The 17,678-nt window shown below is 36.0% G+C and carries 17 protein-coding genes; 7 read left to right on the top strand and 10 right to left on the bottom strand.

Features of this window, described 5'->3' with window-relative positions:
- The first annotated feature begins 8 nt into the window (after positions 1-8).
- The 7 genes from mfd (at position 9) to pth (ending at position 9,030) form a co-directional block, all read left to right on the top strand.
- Positions 9-3,380: a transcription-repair coupling factor gene (gene mfd, locus WFH39_RS06120; protein WP_336689189.1), complete on the top strand. Its 3,372-nt coding sequence runs from the start codon at positions 9-11 to the stop codon at positions 3,378-3,380.
- Between the two features lie 566 nt (positions 3,381-3,946).
- Positions 3,947-4,771: a hypothetical protein gene (locus WFH39_RS06115; protein WP_336689188.1), complete on the top strand. Its 825-nt coding sequence runs from the start codon at positions 3,947-3,949 to the stop codon at positions 4,769-4,771.
- 8 nt (positions 4,772-4,779) lie between these two features.
- Positions 4,780-5,592 carry a hypothetical protein gene (locus WFH39_RS06110; protein WP_336689187.1) on the top strand — a complete coding sequence of 271 codons (813 nt, stop codon included), beginning with the start codon at positions 4,780-4,782 and terminating at the stop codon, positions 5,590-5,592.
- Between the two features lie 3 nt (positions 5,593-5,595).
- Positions 5,596-6,339 carry a hypothetical protein gene (locus WFH39_RS06105; RefSeq protein ID WP_235132578.1) on the top strand — a complete coding sequence of 248 codons (744 nt, stop codon included), beginning with the start codon at positions 5,596-5,598 and terminating at the stop codon, positions 6,337-6,339.
- Positions 6,340-6,479: 140 nt separating this feature from the next.
- Positions 6,480-7,331 (top strand): hypothetical protein, encoded by an 852-nt coding sequence (locus tag WFH39_RS06100; protein ID WP_336689186.1) that lies wholly within the window; start codon positions 6,480-6,482, stop codon positions 7,329-7,331.
- A gap of 103 nt (positions 7,332-7,434) precedes the next feature.
- Complete coding sequence (locus WFH39_RS06095; RefSeq protein ID WP_235132580.1) at positions 7,435-8,376, top strand: hypothetical protein; 942 nt, start codon at positions 7,435-7,437, stop codon at positions 8,374-8,376.
- Positions 8,377-8,466: 90 nt separating this feature from the next.
- Positions 8,467-9,030, top strand: a complete 564-nt coding sequence (pth, locus tag WFH39_RS06090; protein ID WP_214588250.1) for an aminoacyl-tRNA hydrolase — start codon at positions 8,467-8,469, stop codon at positions 9,028-9,030.
- 46 nt (positions 9,031-9,076) lie between these two features.
- Here the strand turns inward: pth and WFH39_RS06085 are convergent, their stop codons facing one another.
- From WFH39_RS06085 to WFH39_RS06040, 10 genes are all read right to left on the bottom strand, one after another.
- Positions 9,077-9,499, bottom strand: coding sequence for a hypothetical protein (locus WFH39_RS06085; protein WP_336689185.1), 423 nt, complete (start codon positions 9,497-9,499; stop codon positions 9,077-9,079).
- A 164-nt stretch (positions 9,500-9,663) separates the two neighbouring features.
- Positions 9,664-10,302 carry a carbonic anhydrase family protein gene (locus tag WFH39_RS06080; RefSeq protein ID WP_214588252.1) on the bottom strand — a complete coding sequence of 213 codons (639 nt, stop codon included), beginning with the start codon at positions 10,300-10,302 and terminating at the stop codon, positions 9,664-9,666.
- 54 nt (positions 10,303-10,356) lie between these two features.
- Entirely contained in the window at positions 10,357-11,949 is a 1,593-nt protein-coding gene (locus WFH39_RS06075) for a SulP family inorganic anion transporter (protein ID WP_336689184.1), read from the bottom strand.
- 142 nt (positions 11,950-12,091) lie between these two features.
- Entirely contained in the window at positions 12,092-12,391 is a 300-nt protein-coding gene (locus WFH39_RS06070; RefSeq protein ID WP_336689183.1) for a hypothetical protein, read from the bottom strand.
- Positions 12,392-12,412: 21 nt separating this feature from the next.
- On the bottom strand, positions 12,413-13,081 hold the full coding sequence (locus tag WFH39_RS06065) for a carbonic anhydrase (protein WP_336689182.1): 669 nt from the start codon (positions 13,079-13,081) through the stop codon (positions 12,413-12,415).
- Between the two features lie 245 nt (positions 13,082-13,326).
- Positions 13,327-13,884, bottom strand: a complete 558-nt coding sequence (locus tag WFH39_RS06060; RefSeq protein ID WP_336689181.1) for a serine acetyltransferase — start codon at positions 13,882-13,884, stop codon at positions 13,327-13,329.
- Positions 13,885-13,926: 42 nt separating this feature from the next.
- Positions 13,927-15,078, bottom strand: coding sequence for a glycosyltransferase (locus tag WFH39_RS06055; RefSeq protein ID WP_336689180.1), 1,152 nt, complete (start codon positions 15,076-15,078; stop codon positions 13,927-13,929).
- A complete protein-coding gene (locus WFH39_RS06050; RefSeq protein ID WP_214588258.1) occupies positions 15,079-15,642 on the bottom strand; it encodes an acyltransferase in 564 nt (187 codons plus the stop codon).
- Positions 15,639-16,802 carry a glycosyltransferase gene (locus WFH39_RS06045; RefSeq protein ID WP_336689179.1) on the bottom strand — a complete coding sequence of 388 codons (1,164 nt, stop codon included), beginning with the start codon at positions 16,800-16,802 and terminating at the stop codon, positions 15,639-15,641. The genes WFH39_RS06050 and WFH39_RS06045 overlap by 4 nt, the downstream gene beginning before the upstream one ends.
- Positions 16,802-17,641: a glycosyltransferase family 2 protein gene (locus WFH39_RS06040; RefSeq protein ID WP_336689178.1), complete on the bottom strand. Its 840-nt coding sequence runs from the start codon at positions 17,639-17,641 to the stop codon at positions 16,802-16,804. The genes WFH39_RS06045 and WFH39_RS06040 overlap by 1 nt, the downstream gene beginning before the upstream one ends.
- Between the last annotated feature and the right edge of the window lie 37 nt (positions 17,642-17,678).

Raw genomic sequence — 17,678 nt, 5'->3', positions numbered from 1 at the left:
AATTATCTATGCAATTAAAAACCATCAGCGAAAAATTTCTTCCAGAGCTTCTTCAGAAAGAATTCGGAAAAGAGATTTATATTCAACTGGAAAATAATCAACATATTTCTGTAAAAGGAAGCGCAGGTTCTTCGGTTTCAATTTTTGCAGCCGAGTTGTTTCTTGCCCAAAAGAAAACCATTCTTTATATTCTGGATGATAAGGAAGACGCTTTATACGCGAACACAGAAATGGAAGATCTGCTGGGAAAAGATAAAGTACTCTATTTTCCGGCGACTCATCTGGAACCATATCAGGTTGAAAAAACGCAGAATGCCAATCTTGTTTTGAGAACGGAAGTTATTAATAAGATCACATCCGGAAAATCTCCGCGCGTTATTGTTGCCTATGCGGGAGCGCTGTCTGAAAAGGTTTTAAAAAAGGAAGATTTTAAAGCGATTTCGCATCATATAAAAGTTGGCGATCAGCTGGATTTTGATTTTGTGGATGAACTGCTGAATCATTATCATTTCCAGCAGGCAGATTTTGTTTCAGAACCGGGAGAATTTTCAGTAAGAGGAGGAATTGTGGATGTTTTTTCGTTCTCAAATGAAAAGCCTTATCGAATCACATTTTTCGGGAATGAAGTGGAAAGTATTAAAACTTTTGATATCGAAACTCAGCTTTCGATTGACAAAGTGAAGGATTTTCAGCTGGTTTCCAATATGAATTTTACGGTAACGGGAAGCCGGGTTTCTTTATTACAATTGTTGCCCAAAGAGAGTTTTGTAATTTCTAAAAACGGAATTGTGGGAATGCAGCGTTTAAAAGCATTTTACGAAAAATCTCTGGAAAAATATGAAACATTAAGCAAGGACATTGCACACAGATCGCCGCAGGAATTGTTTATTTCCGATCAGGAATTTCTGTTTGACTATAAAAAATTTAAAACGGTTGATTTCGGAAGTGTTTCTATTGAAGGACTTATTGAGTTATCGGAAATGAAGATAGATCAGACTTCACAGCCTGCTTTCAATAAAAATTTCGAACTGTTAATTGAGGATCTTGAAGGCAAACAAAATGAAGGCTTCGATACATGGATTTCTTTTTCCACAGAAAAGCAGAAAGAAAGACTGGAATTGATTTTTGAAGAGCTGGAACACAAGCTTCCTTTTAAAAGTTTTAAATCTGAACTTCATGAAGGTTTTGTGGACAACGATCATAAAATTCTGGTCTACACCGACCACCAGATTTTCGACCGCTACCAAAGATACAAGGCGAAGAATACATTTGCTAAATCGGAGCAGTTGACACTGAAGGATTTAATGTCTTTGAAAATCGGAGATTATATTGCCCACATCGATCACGGAATCGGGAAATTCATGGGGTTGGTAAAGGTGAATAACGACGGGAAAATTCAGGAATGTTTTAAACTGACGTATAAAAACGGAGACTTATTATATGTGAGCATTCATTCTCTTCATAAAATTTCAAAATACAACGGTCCGGAAGGAAGAGAAATTGTACTGAGTAAACTTGGATCTCCAACATGGAAATCTTTAAAACAGAAAACAAAAGCAAGGGTAAAACAACTGGCTTTTGATTTAATAAAATTATACGCTCAAAGAAAATCTGCGAAAGGTTTTGCGTACACTCCCGATTCTTATTTGCAGAATGAGCTTGAGGCAAGTTTCCTTTACGAAGATACTCCGGATCAGGAAAAAGCAACCATCGATGTGAAGAAAGATATGGAAGCCGATACGGTGATGGATCGTCTGGTTTGTGGAGACGTAGGTTTCGGTAAAACGGAAGTTGCAATTCGTGCCGCATTCAAAGCGGCGACAGACGGAAAGCAGGTCGCAGTTTTGGTTCCTACCACAATTCTGGCGTTTCAGCATTACAGAAGTTTTAAAGAACGACTGAAAGATTTTCCGGTTAATGTGGCGTATGTGAACCGTTTCAGAACAGCAAAACAGAAATCTGAAACCCTTGCAGCTTTAAAAGAAGGAAAAGTAGATATTATTATAGGAACACATCAGTTGGCAAGCAGTTCTGTAAAGTTTAAAGATTTAGGGTTGCTGATTATTGATGAAGAACATAAATTCGGAGTTTCTGTAAAAGATAAGCTGAAAACTTTAAAAGCAGATGTTGATACTTTAACATTAACGGCAACGCCAATTCCGAGAACGTTACAGTTTTCTTTGATGGCGGCAAGAGATTTATCCGTAATTAAAACCCCTCCGCCCAACAGACAACCTGTGGAAACACAATTAATTGGCTTTAACGAAGAAATTCTGAGAGATGCGGTTTCCTATGAACTTCAGCGTGACGGACAGGTTTATTTCATCAACAACAGGATTGAAAACCTGAAAGATATTGCAGGATTGATCCAAAGACTGGTTCCGGATGCGAGAGTAATTACGGGACACGGACAGATGGAGGGAAAACAACTGGAGAAAAACGTTCTGGATTTCATGGAAGGGAAATATGATGTTCTGGTTTCTACAACCATTGTGGAAAGTGGAGTAGATGTTCCGAATGCGAATACCATATTTATTAATGATGCACAGCGTTTCGGGATGGCAGATCTTCACCAGATGAGAGGTCGCGTCGGGCGAAGCAACAGAAAAGCATTTTGTTATCTTATTACACCGCCTTATGATATGATGACTTCCGATGCCAGAAAACGTCTGGAAGCCATCGAACAGTTTTCGGATCTGGGAAGCGGATTCCAGATTGCGATGAAGGATCTTGAAATTCGTGGAGCCGGAGATTTACTGGGAGCGGAACAGAGCGGATTTATCAATGAAATGGGGTTTGAAACTTACCAAAAGCTGATGCAGGAAGCTTTAGAAGAGTTGAAAGACGATCAGGAATTTGAAAATCTTTTCGAAAACGAAGAAGAAAGGAACAAATTATTTAAAACCACAAAAGACGTTAATATTGATACGGATCTCGAACTGATGCTTCCGGACTGGTATATTTCCAATACAGAAGAAAGATTACTGCTTTATCAGAAACTTGCGGAAATAGATAATGAGGCAAATCTGAATAAATTTGAATCTGAACTGATCGACCGTTTTGGAGAATTGCCGAAAGAAGCGGTAAATCTATTGAAAAGTGTAAGTTTAAAATGGCTTGCTTCAGATATAGGTTTCGAAAAGATTGTTATGAAAAACGGTGTGTTTTTAGGATATTTTCCGGGAAATCCTCAGGATAAATTCTATCAGACGAATAAATTCAGGACTATCATTAATTATTTAACAAAAAATCCGAAAGAAGCACAGTTGAAAGAGAAAACAGGAAAAGAAGGAAATCAGCTGATGATGAGGAAAGACAGAGTAGGGAATGTGGATGAGGTGAATGATCTTTTAAAAACAATTCTGAAGAGTGAAGCTTAATTGAACAGAATACTATTTTATACTGCCGTGTTGTTATTTGCGATGCGGCATTTTATTTTAATATTCCTGAAAGGTATCTGTAATACAGATTTTTACATCTCTAATATTAATAATTCTTAATATTGAGAAAAATTGGAATAAAAATCTTCTCAGAAACATGATTTTTATCGTGTTTTTGTTCTGAACCATTATCGAAAAATTTGGATCAGAAAATCGAATTTATTTTAGGTTTTAAAACGTTTAAATACTATATTTTTTCACTATTTATGGATAAATTTACAGGCTTGTGTAAATTTGTCTGTTATTTGTAAATGTTTGTATGTCAATAAAATAAATTTTTGTTTGTGAGTCATTTATTTTAATAAAATTTCAAATATAATTCCTCATTTAGAGACATTAAAGTGAAGGTTTTTGAATTTTTACCTTCATCCTAACAGTTGTTAGTAGTAATAATTCTAATTTCGGTCTGTTTTCAGCTATGCTGTAATTAGTTAATTTCTATCGTTTTACGTATTTCTACTCTACTTTTTGTGTGTTTTTTTTATTTATCTTTGCAGTCCCTTATTATGAAAAAGACTATAAATAGCTGTGTAGCCGGATTATTATTTTCTGTTCAGGCTTACGCTCAGGTGGGAATTGGTACCAGTACTCCCAATTCTGTTCTCGATGTAAACGGGAAAACCACCTTAAGAAAAGAATTGAGAGTTGGAGGTACTACAACAACGCTGGGTAATCCCGGTTTGAACGGACAGGTCCTTGTTTCTCAGGGCGAAGGTCTTACACCAAGCTGGAGATCGATCAATGTTTCCTTTATGGAAGAAGGTCAGTATAAGCTCATTAACTCGTATTTATCTTCCGATCAGGTGGGTATCAGTACGTTATCTAACGGAGTCGCTGCAGACGGAATTTATAAGAATTCTGTAGGAAACGACATTGCTGATGTTACCAACGGTATCTGGGTGAAAATTGCGGGTCTGGAAAATAATTTTACCATTAAAAACGGAAGAAACAGGCTTACCTATCAGTTCCAGACAGGAATTGAACTGAAAGCGCCTGTTGCTACGACTTCCCAAAGTGTTACTTTTGCCTGTGGTATATTCCGAAACAATAAGCTGGTTGCAGTACGTCCTGATAAAGTTACTTCCAACAACAATACTGAGAAAGGAGGTTTTCAGGATTATATCTTTACACTGAACTATACGGAGCAGAACGTTCCTGTAGGTACTCAGAAAATTGAGGTTGCGTGCAGAAAGATTGAATCTTCCAATATAGATTCCCAGTTCACGATCGGAAGGAATATATCCAATACCAATACAATTTCCAATGCATTCACTCTTGAGTCTGATCTCAAAGTGGATATTATTGAATATGTAACCTATAAAAGTAACTAAACCCACCAATGAAAAAAATATTTTTAACTTTCTGTATTTCTGCAGGAATTCTTTCTTCTGCACAAATTGGTATTAAAACTCCCACTCCCAAATCTACACTTGATGTAAACGGTGATGTTAATTTCAGAGATAAATTGTCTGTTTTCAATCCTACAGACAACAGTATTTCTCAGGGAAATAACGATCAGATACTTGTTTCTCAGGGAGCAGGAAATCCTCCTATCTGGAAATCGCTTCGTATACCGGAATATGAACCTAATAAATTTTATTTGATTTTTAATAATTCATTTTCAGATAAGACTGGGATTACATTTTCCAGTACGGAAGAATCTACCAATGGTGCCAACAGGTCTACCACTCTTGTGAAAGATACAAATTACAGCAGTCTGAATCAGTTTAAGAAAATAACGTCTTTATCGCAGCCATTTCTTGTATACAGTACAGAAAGCAAGACGTATTTTCAGTTTGAAACGGTAGTGCAGGCAGATTTTCCGGCAAATACTTCTCCGGATATTTCCATAGATTATGCGTGCGGAATTTTTGTAGACGATAAACTGGTTAACCTCAGACAGAGAAATCTGAAAGCAAGTAGCGCTACCAATACATTTATTACGCATAACCAGATCGGGATGGTACAAAATCTTTCAAAAGGACAGCATACGGTAAGTGTGGCGTGCTCCAGATTAAAATCTTATAACACTTCGGCAAATTTAGGTATTGGAATTAATGTCGCTTCCAATATCGACAGCTTTATTACCCAGTCTTCGCTTAAGGTAGATGTTTATGAAATACCACAAGTATTTAATTCAATTTTAAACTAAATCATGAAAAAAATAGCTTTAGTAATATTTTCTGCATTCTCAATAGGATATTATGCTCAAGTCGGTATAAAGACCACAACTCCAGTAGGTACGCTTGATATAAATGGTGACCTCAATGTTAACAGGGAGCTGAGAATGGGAGGTACAAACACAATTAAAGGTTCCGCCGGAACAGCAGGAAGTATTTTCCATAATAATTCTGAGCTTGGCGTAAATGACTGGAAGAGCATAAAAATTGCAGACGGACAGGGAAGTATGGCTCTATTTTCCATGAATACCGTTTCAGATCAGACAGGAGCTACTTTTAGCGGTGCTAATGGTTCTACTTCTCCGTACACGGAAAATTCAGCGATTAATTCTAACTGGGTGGTACTTACGGGAACTCAGGACACTTATTCGGTAACCAATCCAACCAATAAAGTAGTTTTCACTTTTCAGACGACAGCACAGAAGACCAATAATTCGAATTCTTCTTCGGGATTCGCCTGCGGAATTTTTGTTGATGATCTTTTAAAAGCAGTAAGAACCGATGTTTTAATCGGGACAGATGGTTCTTATAAAATTTATAATATGAATGCAACTCTTACCAACGTTACTCCAAAAAACAATTATGCGGTAAAGGTTGCCTGTACAAAAAGAAACTTAAACAGCGGAACTCTGGGAATAGGTACAGCCGTAAATACAAACTTTCTGAATTCCGATATGTCTCAGTCAGTTTTAACAACATCTGTTTTACAGCCTTATTAAAAACTGTTTATTATTCATAAATTAAAATCTAAAAGCGAAAGTTTTTAGATTTTTTTTATTTTAAGACATATTTTTTTGATGATTTTAAGGCTTTGATAGGAGAAAATAAATTATATTTGACGGCATTAAAAATTAATAATATGACCAAAAATTACATCCTTTCAACTTTTGCCGCAATTGCCCTTGTTTTTGTGGTTTCTTGTGATAATACAACGGAAGATCCGCCCAACCAGAATAAAAATACCACTTCCGGCAGTACTATTACAGGTCCCCGAATTTTATCTAAAGTAAACAACGGAACAAAAGATCTGGAAGAGTATGTTACTAATGGAGGAGCGCTTTCTCAGGTTTTCGTAAGAGATGCTGCGTCCAGCAATACGCTTACTTCTACAGTAACGTATTCGGGAACTACAATTTCTCAGATAAAAATTCAGGATAATGTATCTCCGCACGTTACAGATAATACCTACGCACTTACGTATACAAGCGGAAAATTGTCGTCATTTACGATGGATCAGACTATTATGGGACTTGCTAATCACAGTGATTTTACAGTATATTATGATGCCAATGGAGCACTTTACAGAATTGTTGAGAAGAAAAAAATGGCTGGAAGTACATCCTACACCCATTATACAGAGCTTAAATTTACTTTTTCGACAAACAATATCGTAAAAGCAGATTATACTACCATGCTGATGAGCGGCGGAACTCCTACTGCCTCAACAGCCTCTACAACTTCTTATCTGTATGAGAATTATGATGCTAAAATAAATCCATATACCACCCTGCCAAAAGAATATTTAATGGTGTCTTCCACCATGACGCAGATGAACTCTTATATGCTGTCTTCCAATAATGTAGGGAAAGTTACCATACTAAATCCTGCAGGAGCTGCCATTTCCTATCCTAAAGGATATCTGTATGATTCACAGAATTATCCGGTTTCAGATCAGAGCCAGACAATTAAATATATCTATAAACCGTTATAAGTTATAATTATCTTTTAATAGTTTTATGATAATATGAATAAAAACGTGATTTTTATTCAAAAAAAAATTATATTTGTGGAAAAATAAATAATCCCCTATTGGAATGAAACGACTTTTTTATTTTGTTTTACTATTGGTAGGTATTTCTACAATTCATTCTTGTAAAGATTTATTGGATGAAGACGGAAATCCTCTGGTGGATATTAATAACAATACAGGACTGAACGGTCCGAGAGCTTTATACAGAGAAATCACAGACTCAGACACTTTAGCGACTTATTATTATAACGGTCTGCAATTGTCTAAAGTAGTTACGGACAGTATGAATTCTACTGCGGACATAGCATGGAGCGGAGATAAAGTAAGCCGAATCGATTTCAAAGGATTTTTAGACCTTAACGGAAACGGAAAATTAGATAAAGACAGTGTAACCTTTACACAGCAGTTTACTTATGGAAGTACAGGAAGAATAGAAACCATCTCAGAAAACAGATCTTTCTTCAAGAGAAGTACAACATCTCCATATACTCCTACAGCACCGGGACCACAGACTCTGTACAAAAAGACGAAGTCTCTTTACACTTTAAAATATGCAGCTGCAACGGCTAAGCTGGATTCTATCATTATGAGAAACGGACCTGAAGCTTCAGGAACTCCATTTGTATACACTTCTTATTCAAAAACTAAGTATGAATATACAGGGGATAACGTTTCTAAAGTAACAAGAAACTACGGTCCAATGGGTTCTACAGGAACGATGGGAGCAGCAACCACAAAGTTGGGGTATGAGTTTACAAACTACGATACTAAAATCAATCCGTTTACTTTAATTCCTGCAGCTTACAAAATTTCAAGATTACTCTCAACAGATGCTAATGATGTAAGAAGCTGGATTTTGTCACCAAACAGTCCACAGAGATATTCTGTTACGGATTTAATGACACCGGTTCCTACTCCGAAAGTATTCTCAACAAATTACAATTACGATGCACAAACCTATATGCAAAAAGGATATGGTGTAAATTACATCTACAAGCCATTGTAAAAATTTGTTTTTAAAAATAATAAAAACTCAATCTTCATGAAGGTTGGGTTTTTTTATTTGAAATCCCTTAATTTTGCAAAAAATTTCTTCATGAAATATTTAATAGTCGGCCTTGGAAATAAAGGTGCGGAATACGAAAATACACGTCACAATATAGGATTTAAAGTTGCAGACAAACTAGCGGAAACCATGGAGGTTTCTTTCAATACCACCAATTTCGGATGGATGGCAGACGGAAAGTATAAAGGAAGAAGAGTTTTGGTCTTAAAACCGGATACTTATATGAATCTTTCCGGAAATGCAGTCCGCTACTGGATGCAGAAAGAAAACATTCCTTTGGAAAATGTCCTCATTGTAACAGACGATTTAGCTTTGCCTTTTGGAACCTTGAGAATGAAAGGTAAAGGTTCGGATGCAGGACACAACGGACTGAAAAACATCAACGAAGTACTACAGACCCAGAATTATGCACGTCTTCGGTTCGGAATTTCGGCAGATTTTTCGGAAGGACGACAGGTAGATTATGTTTTGGGAACGTGGAATGAAGAAGAAAACGAAAAGCTTCAGGAAAGAATTGAGAAATTTTCTAAAGCCTGTCTGTCATTTGTATTTGCAGGAATCAATAATACGATGTCTGCTTTCAACGGAAAATAAAATTCTCTATACGATAAAACAAAACCTCCATTTCCGGAGGTTTTTACTATTTGTAAACGACAATATCTTTTATAATTTTCTTTTCAAAGAAATTTCTTTCATTAATCGTAAAGCGGTAATTGTGTTCCTGTTCGAAAAATTCTATTGGTGTTACAGGAACATTGTCGGTTTTCCATTTGATGATAAAGCTGACTTCATTCGGGGAATTTACTTCTTTATCCGAAAACCTGAAAATCGTACTCGGAAGAGTATTTTCCTGATCTTCTTTAATGTCGGATTTTGCTTTTTTAAACTGAAGCTGCGTCATGTCTTTCAGCAATAAAGAAAAAGGTTTTCCAATATATTTTTGTTTATTGGTTTCAAACTTTTTTGCGTAAGCTAAAGTATCGGAAACCGTTTTTTGAGCATTTAAAGCCGTATTAAGAAATAAAAAGAATGTTACCCCAAATATATTCAACAGTATTTTCATGAAGAGGAAATTAAAAATCAAAAGTAAGATTTTACAGACTATTTTCTTTGACTATTTTTAAAAATTATCTTTTTGAATAGAAAACAAAAGACCACCGGATTCGATGGTCTTTGCGATTGTACTTTACAAGAATTTCCAATCAGTTTATCTAACTATAACATTTCTTATGCTAACCAGGTTACAACACCTGTTTCCACATCGTAATTGGCTCCTACGATCTTAATTTTTCCTTCTTCCTCAAGTTTTCTAAGGGTGGAACTCTGCTTACGGATATCATCAATCGCATTAATTACGTTATGCTGGTTCAGTCTTTCCAGAAGATCTGCATTGGCAGAAGAACGCTCTTCTCCTTCTTCGATAATATCGTTGATAATCGGGTTGAAATGATTGATCAGGTGGTTAAGATTATCCATTCCCAATCCTTCAATTTTTGCTGCATCAAGACCTCCTTTTAAAGCGCCGCATTTTGTGTGTCCCAATACCACGACAAGCTTAGAACCTGCAACATTACAACCGAATTCCATAGATCCTAAAATGTCCTGATTAACAAAATTTCCCGCAATTCTGATGCTGAAAATATCTCCTAATCCCTGATCGAAGATAAGCTCTGCAGAAGTACGGCTGTCGATACAGCTTAACACCACTGCAAATGGCCATTGTCCTTCCCGGGTTGCGTTCACCTGCTCCAAAAGATCTCTGTTAGCCTTTAAGTTATTTACAAATCTCTGGTTTCCTTCTTTTAAAAAGTTTAATGCTTTTTCAGGAGTAATAGTCGACTGCGTTTCGTATGTATGTGCTTTCATATAATTTTTATTAAATTGAATTTTTTAAAGGTATAAAATTTATTGTTTTCGAGCTTACATCGCTCTTTTATGTGTAATTAAAATGTGAGACTCTTCGTCTCTTTCGTAATCCCTGTATGAAGTTTTAAATCCTAACAGTTCCACGGTAATGTCTTCTTCCTTTGCGCGGATATTGGCAAAATCCTGAATCATTTCCAGAACATCAGTGGCAATATAGGATGTTTCTCTTGCATCAATGATGACTTTAGAATTCGGTTTGATGTTTTTTAATGTTTTTTTGATAGCTGCTTTGTTCAGGAAAGAAACTTCTTCCGCAAGCTTCATTTTTATTTCATCGGCATCATCCAGTTTTTCACGGCTTAAATAATAAGCTCTTTTCATATTTCCCTGAAGAATATAAAAAACGGAAATAGCAAGACCTATTCCAACGCCTTTCAATAAGTCGGTTGCGACAACAGCTACCACGGTTGCAATAAAAGGAATAAACTGGAATTTCCCTAAATGCCAGAAATGTTTAAATGTTGCAGGTTTTGCCAGTTTGTAACCTACCATAATTAACACTGCGGCCAAAGTTGCCAATGGAATTAAATTCAATACCACAGGAATCGATAAAACGCAGATCAGCAACAGTACTCCGTGAATAATGGTTGATGCTTTTGAAGTCGCCCCCGAATTGGCATTAGCAGAACTTCTCACCACTACAGAAGTCATAGGAAGCCCTCCAATGAACGAACTTATTAGATTTCCGATTCCCTGAGCTTTTAATTCCAGATTGGTATCGGTAATTCTTCTCTGTAGATCCAGCCTGTCGGAAGCCTCGATGCAAAGTAGTGTTTCAATAGAAGCTACAATAGCAATCGTTGCTCCTGCAATCCATACTTTGGGATTGGTAAATCCGTTAAAATCCGGCATCGTCACAAGATTTTTAAAATCATCAAAAGACTGGGGAACCGGTAAGGAAACCAAATGCTGGGTCTGGATTTCCAATGAACTTCCCGTCATTTTAAAGACCTGATTCAGAATAATTCCTGTTACAACGGCAACCAAAGCTCCCGGAAGCATTTTAATCCTTTTAAGAGCCGGAACTTTGTCCCAGATAATCAGGATTGCTACCGAAATTAAAGTAATGATAATGGCGCCCGGCTGAACCGCTCCGAATAATTCTGTAAAATATCCGAAATTGAGGCCATTATCGAATATAGATTCATGTCCTTCATAATCCTTATCAAATCCCAAAGCGTGAGGAATCTGTTTCAGAATAATGATGATCCCGATTGCGGCAAGCATTCCTTCAATTACGTTATTAGGAAAGTAATTGGAAATACTTCCGGCTCTTATAAATCCCAAAATCAACTGCAGTACTCCTGCGATGATTCCGGCACAGAGAAAAAGCTCAAATGCGCCCAAATCTGTAATAGCGGTTAAAACGATGGCCGTTAATCCCGCTGCAGGACCGGAAACAGATATATTCGAATTACTAATGGATCCTACAACCAGTCCTCCGACAATTCCGGCAATAATACCGGACAAAGGCGGGGCTCCAGAAGCCAATGCGATTCCTAAACATAAAGGAAGCGCTACTAAAAATACCACGAGTCCTGAAGGGAAATTCTCCTTAATTCCTCCGATTAATGATGTTTTTTTCATGTGAAAATGCTGTGAATAGTGATCTGTTTTTTTTGTAAACAGACCCATTATAAAGTTGGAAAATGTAATTTTTAATGCACGTGTTTATTCAATATCAATGTCATGACAAAGAATAGCTATCAAAAAAATCTAACGGTAAAAATTACGCTTCCGGAGGTGGAGAAAATATGGTAAGCAATGGAGACAGATGAAAAGAATCGTCTATCAGTACAAACGACCTGTCTTCCAGTGAAGGTTCATAAAACTTCAGATAATCAAATACATCCAGAGTTTTAGGAAGTGTTTTTTCGTAAACAGTAAAAGCTGAGGAGTGGGAATGCGGCTCTTCTTCATTGATTATTACATTGGTTCTTGTAAGATCCCAACCGAGAACTGCGGCAATACTCGGTAGAGCCGTAAAGTTGAGAAAAAACAATAATGTAACAATACTCCAGAGTTTCATTTTACATTCTTTATATAAAAATTATTTGGTCTTTCTGCTCATCACCCAGTCTGAACTGGTAAGGTTATAAATTTTCTGAATGTCCTTTAATATTTTTTCAAAGTCAATTTCCAGATCGATGATCTTTCCGGTTCGAAGGTCGAAAACCCAGCCGTGAACTACGGGATATTCTTCTAAAATATATCTTTCCTGTACACAAGCCATTTTGATAACGTTAATGCACTGTTCCTGCACATTCAGTTCAACAAGTCTGTCATAGCGTTTGTCTTCGTCTATGATAGAATCCAATTCAGCCTGATGTAATCTGTACACATCACGGATTGTTCTTAACCACGGATTGAGCAATCCTAAGTCCTGAGAAGTCATCGCTGCTTTTACACCCCCGCAGTTGTAATGTCCGCAAACAATGATGTCTTTTACTTTGAGATGTTCCACGGCATACTGAATAACCGCTGTAGAACTCATGTCTAAAGTATTCACAACATTGGCAATGTTTCTGTGAACAAAAACTTCTCCCGGTTTGGCTCCCATCAGTTCTTCTGCAGTCGCACGGCTGTCTGAACATCCGATGTAAAGATAATCAGGATGCTGGGTTTTGGCAAGATCATGGAAAAATTCAGGGTTTTCCGCAACTTTAGACTCTACCCATTTTCTGTTATTTTCAAAAATAGCTTTATACGACTGTGACATGAGGAGCTCTTTACAGGGTTAATTATTTATTTAGTTTAAATTATTTCCAAAATTAATAGACTAAATCGATAATGGTACAAAAATATAATTTTTGGCTAAATACAGACTATTTTTAACAAAGTTTAATATCCAGATCTGTTTAAAATCATATAAAGTATCAATATATTTTGTTTTCTTACATTAACTTGGAAAATCCGGATAAAATTACAAACAATTTGATGGAATAATATAAAATATTTTAATTTTTAGACCTTATTGTTAATGTAACCTTCTGTCGCGTTTTCAGACTCATATATTTTTCCCGGATTGCCCATCACGACAGAATTTGAAGGGACATCAAAATTTACATAAGAGTTTGGTGCAATAAGAACGTTGTTTCCGATGGAGATTCCTCCCACAATAACGGCATTGGTTCCGATCCAAACTTCGTCTCCGATGACAGGGAATCCCTGATTTTTTCCGCGATTCTGTTGTCCGATGGTTACGCCTTGTGCGATATTGCAGTTTTTTCCGATTTTTACTTTCGGATTGATGACCAGACTTCCCCAATGTCCCAGATAAAATCCTTCTCCGATTTCTGTTTCGGGATAGATCTGAAAGCCGTATTTAATCTGATAATGCCTTAAAGCCAATTTCCAGAAAATATTCAGCAACGGTGTTTTTAGATATTGCTGAGACTTTCTTAAAACATAAATAAAATGAAGGTTCGGATTGATGCATTTTGCCCAGATCTGAAATGGAGAAAGCCATTTTCCGCTTTCTCTATAAAAATCTTTCTGAAGAATGGAATAGTTTTCTGCCATACCACAAATGTAATAATTCTACAGGTTTAAATTTTTAATCAGTTACAATTCATCCAGAATAGAAACAATTTTGCTTACCGAATTCTCAAGATTAAAAGGCATTTCATAGTTCTTAAGTTTTTCGGAGTATCGTTCGAAAAATTCGGGCTGGGTTAAGGCTTTTTTCATTCCATCATAAATTCCTTCTTCGCAATTTTCAATGAGAAGACCCAATTCTCCATTGTTTAGCATTTCGTTTGCTCCGGAAACTTTTGTACAGATAATTTTCTTTTTCAGGGTAATCGCTTCAAAAAGAACAGTTGGGAAACCCTCATATCTCGAACTTAAAATATAAAAATCCGCTTTTTTAAAATAAGGATAAGGATTATCTGTAAAACCAAGCATCGTCGCTGTTTTATCAACGCCAAGCTCTGATTTTAGTTGTTTAATATTTTCGAAATCATAACCGTCTCCAACAATTAAAACTTTGTGCTGAAAACCTTCATCCAAAAGTTTTTGATGAACTTTCAATAACCTGTCGAACCCTTTTTGTGGAAAAACAGTTCCGACTGAAATAAAAGTGGGAATATTTTCATCAAATTGATAATTTAAAACTGGCTGATCTGCTTTTGAAATAAATTCTTCTGTGTCTAAAGGATTATAAATCTTTACAATTTTCTGTTTCTCCATTTCATTTTTAGCTAAATCATGAAAAAGCTGCTCAATTTTTTCAGAAATCACCATGATTTTGTCAAAACCGAAAAACTTACGGATTTCATCATTGGTATAACCTTTTACCTGTGAAAGATCGTTATGAATCCAGACTATTTTTTTTGAACTTTTTAAAGGAGAACCTAAAATTTCGTCCCGCATTCCGTGAATGGCTGCGAATTCGATGTCGTACTTTTTATTTTTTAGCTTTCCTTTGTAAAGAAGATTTGGAAACTTTTTCAGTATTTTTTCATGAATGACTCTTGCTGCTTTTCTCGGAATTTCGTGAGGACGGTTCGTGGTAATCATTTCACCTTGATGAAGATGCAGAATATTGATCCAACTCGGAACTTCCGCTAAATATTTTCCGGAATTAAGATTCAATAACAAATCGATCTCATATTTATCCTTCGGAAGATTTTTAAGGAATGTCACCAGAACTTTTTCCGCGCCGCCGTGACGCAGCGAACCTATGCGAATGAGGAGTTTCTTTTTTTCAGCCATTTATTTTTTTACAGGTTTGTAAACATGTGGAATGTGTTCTTTGATGTATGCTTCCAGTTTTGCTCTTTCAGGTTCCAATTCTCGGGGATACATTACGTTATTTTCAAGAGCTTTATCACCATATTCTTCAACAGTACAAATAAATTTTGCCGGAGTTCCTGCATACACGGAATTGTTCGGCATACTCGAATTTAGCACAGATCCCGCTCCCAAAATACAATTGTCGCCCATTTGCGAACCTGGAAGAAAGATACAGTTATTTCCTACAAAACAGTTCTTTCCTAGTTTTATCCTTCCGAAATTTCGGGCATCTTCATACTTTTCCATGCTTCGGATGACGTACATTGCACCATCATGATTGATGAATTTGCAGCCTGCCGTAATTTTTGTCCTGTCGCCGATTTCAATTAAAAAAGGTTCGGAGCCAAAATCCGGAGCTTCCACAAAAATCACATCTTTCCCAACTTTCAAACCTCGTGAAATGGAAATTTTAATATAAATCTTCTGAATGATCTTTTGATAGGTGGTATGGATTTTCAGGATAAGACGGTAAAGGAAAATCATTGTTCTTTTTTTGCTAAATTAATAATGATATTTTCTACAGCATTAAAAATCTTCTGATTATCAAACTTTTCTTCAATATTGATGAGATTTTTTTTGATTTCTGCAATTAATTCCGGTTCTGTAAGAAATTTCTTCATAGCTTCATACATCTCATCCGTTTCATAATTGATGAGATAACCTGTTTTTCCATGCTCAATCATTTCGGGAATTCCTCCTACGTTGGTTGAGATAATTGGTTTCTGGAGAATGAGACTGTCTGCAATAATCAGAGGCCAGCTCTCAGATTCTGAAGGAAGAATGAAAAAATCTGCATTTTTTACATGTGGATAAGGGTTCATGGAAGAGCCTACTAATTTGAAGCTTTCCGTAACACCAAGATCCTCTATCTGCTTCTTTAAATTACTCATTTCTTCACCGTCACCGATCACGATAATATGATGATCAAAACCATCTTTCAATAATCTTGCATGCGCTTCCATGAGTTTATGAAAACCTTTCCGGCTGTGAAGTCTCGCAACAGAAACGAAAACAGGTTTGTCTGGCAATTCAGGTTTAAAAGCTAAAGCTTTCTGTTTTAATTCATCAATAGGAATCGCATTTAAAATAACCTGATTTTCGGGAATTTTAAGATCAGGATAAGTTTCTATTAAAATATCCTTCGTTTGTTGGGAACCGAAAATAAAATAGTCAAATTGAGGAATCTGCTTTAAAATTTCAGGAACCAAAGGCTGAAGTTTCGGCAAAGTAATATCGGAATGAAACCAGCCTATTTTCTTTGATTTTTTATTAACAGAGTTTAGAACCGCAGAAAAAGCAGCGTAAGTAGGAGCAATTTCTACATCATATTTGTCATTAAGGGTTTTCTGAGCGATGGAAGGATTTCTCAAAGCATTCTGAAGTCTTAATTTTCTTTTTGCTAACTGTAGTTTTTGAATAAGCGGATTTTTTGAAAGATCTTCCCTGCCTTCAGTAAGGTGAACTTTTCTTACATGAGCGGGAATTTCGTTTCTCAGTTCTCCCTGATTCATATTTAAACAGATCGTCATGTCAAATTTATCTTTATTAAGATGATTCAACATGCTTAAAACTACTTTTTCCACACCGCCCATTTCCATAGAACGATGCCTGAAAAGTACTTTTATTTTATTATTTTTCGTCATTAACTAAAGATTTGTTGAGCAAATATGATTAGTTTCTTTTTTATCCTAAATGATAAAGAATTCTGATACTCCAAAAGACTGTAGATTTCCTGAGAACTGTTGTATTCTTTCGGAACCGGTTTACCGTTGATGGAAGTTAAACTCCTGCGTTTCATGGTGTTGAAAATTACTTTTGCAAAATATTCGCGGGATTTTGGCTTATTGTCGTTCTGTGAAATTCCACCGGAATGAAGCCTGTACAGGTAATTTGTTTCATTAATGAACTTTACTTTTCCCTTTTCATACATTTTCAGGTATAAATCCTGATCTTCAGCAATTTTCATTTCCGTGTTCATTTTTTCTGTCTGATTATAAACGCCTTTTCTAAAACATACGAAATGCACAATATTTACTGGACAGTTGAAAAAAAACGGACTGTTATTAATAACCTGTTGAGCGATTTTAGGAACTTCCAGAATTTTCAGATTTTCATCACATTTTGCAAATTTGCTGTATGTAAGAACAACATCTCGTTGCTTTTGAAAAATTTTTATGCTTGAAGAAAGCGCATTGGATGTAATAGCGTCATCAGGATCTACAAAACCGCAAATATCACCTTCCGCCAGTTCAATCAGTTTGCTTTTTGTGATTCCGACACCGCTGTTCTCTTCATTTCTGTAAATTTTGAAACGTTCATCATTGCCTGTTATTTTTTTTATAACTTCCACGGAATCGTCTGTAGAAGCATCATCCAGAATAATCGCCTCCCAGTTTTTATAATCTTGTGCTATAATAGAATCATAGCATTCTTTAAAGAATTTTCCATTGTTGTAATTGGCAATCAGAACAGAAAACTTCATCTTATTGTGTTAATAAATTTTTACAAAGATAATTATA

It is taken from the genome of Chryseobacterium sp. MMO-72 (assembly GCF_037146035.1).
Classification (GTDB): domain Bacteria; phylum Bacteroidota; class Bacteroidia; order Flavobacteriales; family Weeksellaceae; genus Chryseobacterium; species Chryseobacterium indicum.
The sequence above is the reverse complement of the archived record's forward strand: the minus strand, read 5'-3'. Positions and strand labels throughout refer to the sequence as shown.

What these genes read in the sequence shown, in the direction of transcription:
- mfd (WP_336689189.1), top strand. Translation starts at nt 9, where the DNA reads ATGCAATTAAAAACCATCAGCGAAAAATTTCTTCCAGAGCTTCTTCAG.
- WFH39_RS06115 (WP_336689188.1), top strand. Translation starts at nt 3,947, where the DNA reads ATGAAAAAGACTATAAATAGCTGTGTAGCCGGATTATTATTTTCTGTT.
- WFH39_RS06110 (WP_336689187.1), top strand. Translation starts at nt 4,780, where the DNA reads ATGAAAAAAATATTTTTAACTTTCTGTATTTCTGCAGGAATTCTTTCT.
- WFH39_RS06105 (WP_235132578.1), top strand. Translation starts at nt 5,596, where the DNA reads ATGAAAAAAATAGCTTTAGTAATATTTTCTGCATTCTCAATAGGATAT.
- WFH39_RS06100 (WP_336689186.1), top strand. Translation starts at nt 6,480, where the DNA reads ATGACCAAAAATTACATCCTTTCAACTTTTGCCGCAATTGCCCTTGTT.
- WFH39_RS06095 (WP_235132580.1), top strand. Translation starts at nt 7,435, where the DNA reads ATGAAACGACTTTTTTATTTTGTTTTACTATTGGTAGGTATTTCTACA.
- pth (WP_214588250.1), top strand. Translation starts at nt 8,467, where the DNA reads ATGAAATATTTAATAGTCGGCCTTGGAAATAAAGGTGCGGAATACGAA.
- WFH39_RS06085 (WP_336689185.1), bottom strand. Translation starts at nt 9,499, where the DNA reads ATGAAAATACTGTTGAATATATTTGGGGTAACATTCTTTTTATTTCTT.
- WFH39_RS06080 (WP_214588252.1), bottom strand. Translation starts at nt 10,302, where the DNA reads ATGAAAGCACATACATACGAAACGCAGTCGACTATTACTCCTGAAAAA.
- WFH39_RS06075 (WP_336689184.1), bottom strand. Translation starts at nt 11,949, where the DNA reads ATGAAAAAAACATCATTAATCGGAGGAATTAAGGAGAATTTCCCTTCA.
- WFH39_RS06070 (WP_336689183.1), bottom strand. Translation starts at nt 12,391, where the DNA reads ATGAAACTCTGGAGTATTGTTACATTATTGTTTTTTCTCAACTTTACG.
- WFH39_RS06065 (WP_336689182.1), bottom strand. Translation starts at nt 13,081, where the DNA reads ATGTCACAGTCGTATAAAGCTATTTTTGAAAATAACAGAAAATGGGTA.
- WFH39_RS06060 (WP_336689181.1), bottom strand. Translation starts at nt 13,884, where the DNA reads ATGGCAGAAAACTATTCCATTCTTCAGAAAGATTTTTATAGAGAAAGC.
- WFH39_RS06055 (WP_336689180.1), bottom strand. Translation starts at nt 15,078, where the DNA reads ATGGCTGAAAAAAAGAAACTCCTCATTCGCATAGGTTCGCTGCGTCAC.
- WFH39_RS06050 (WP_214588258.1), bottom strand. Translation starts at nt 15,642, where the DNA reads ATGATTTTCCTTTACCGTCTTATCCTGAAAATCCATACCACCTATCAA.
- WFH39_RS06045 (WP_336689179.1), bottom strand. Translation starts at nt 16,802, where the DNA reads ATGACGAAAAATAATAAAATAAAAGTACTTTTCAGGCATCGTTCTATG.
- WFH39_RS06040 (WP_336689178.1), bottom strand. Translation starts at nt 17,641, where the DNA reads ATGAAGTTTTCTGTTCTGATTGCCAATTACAACAATGGAAAATTCTTT.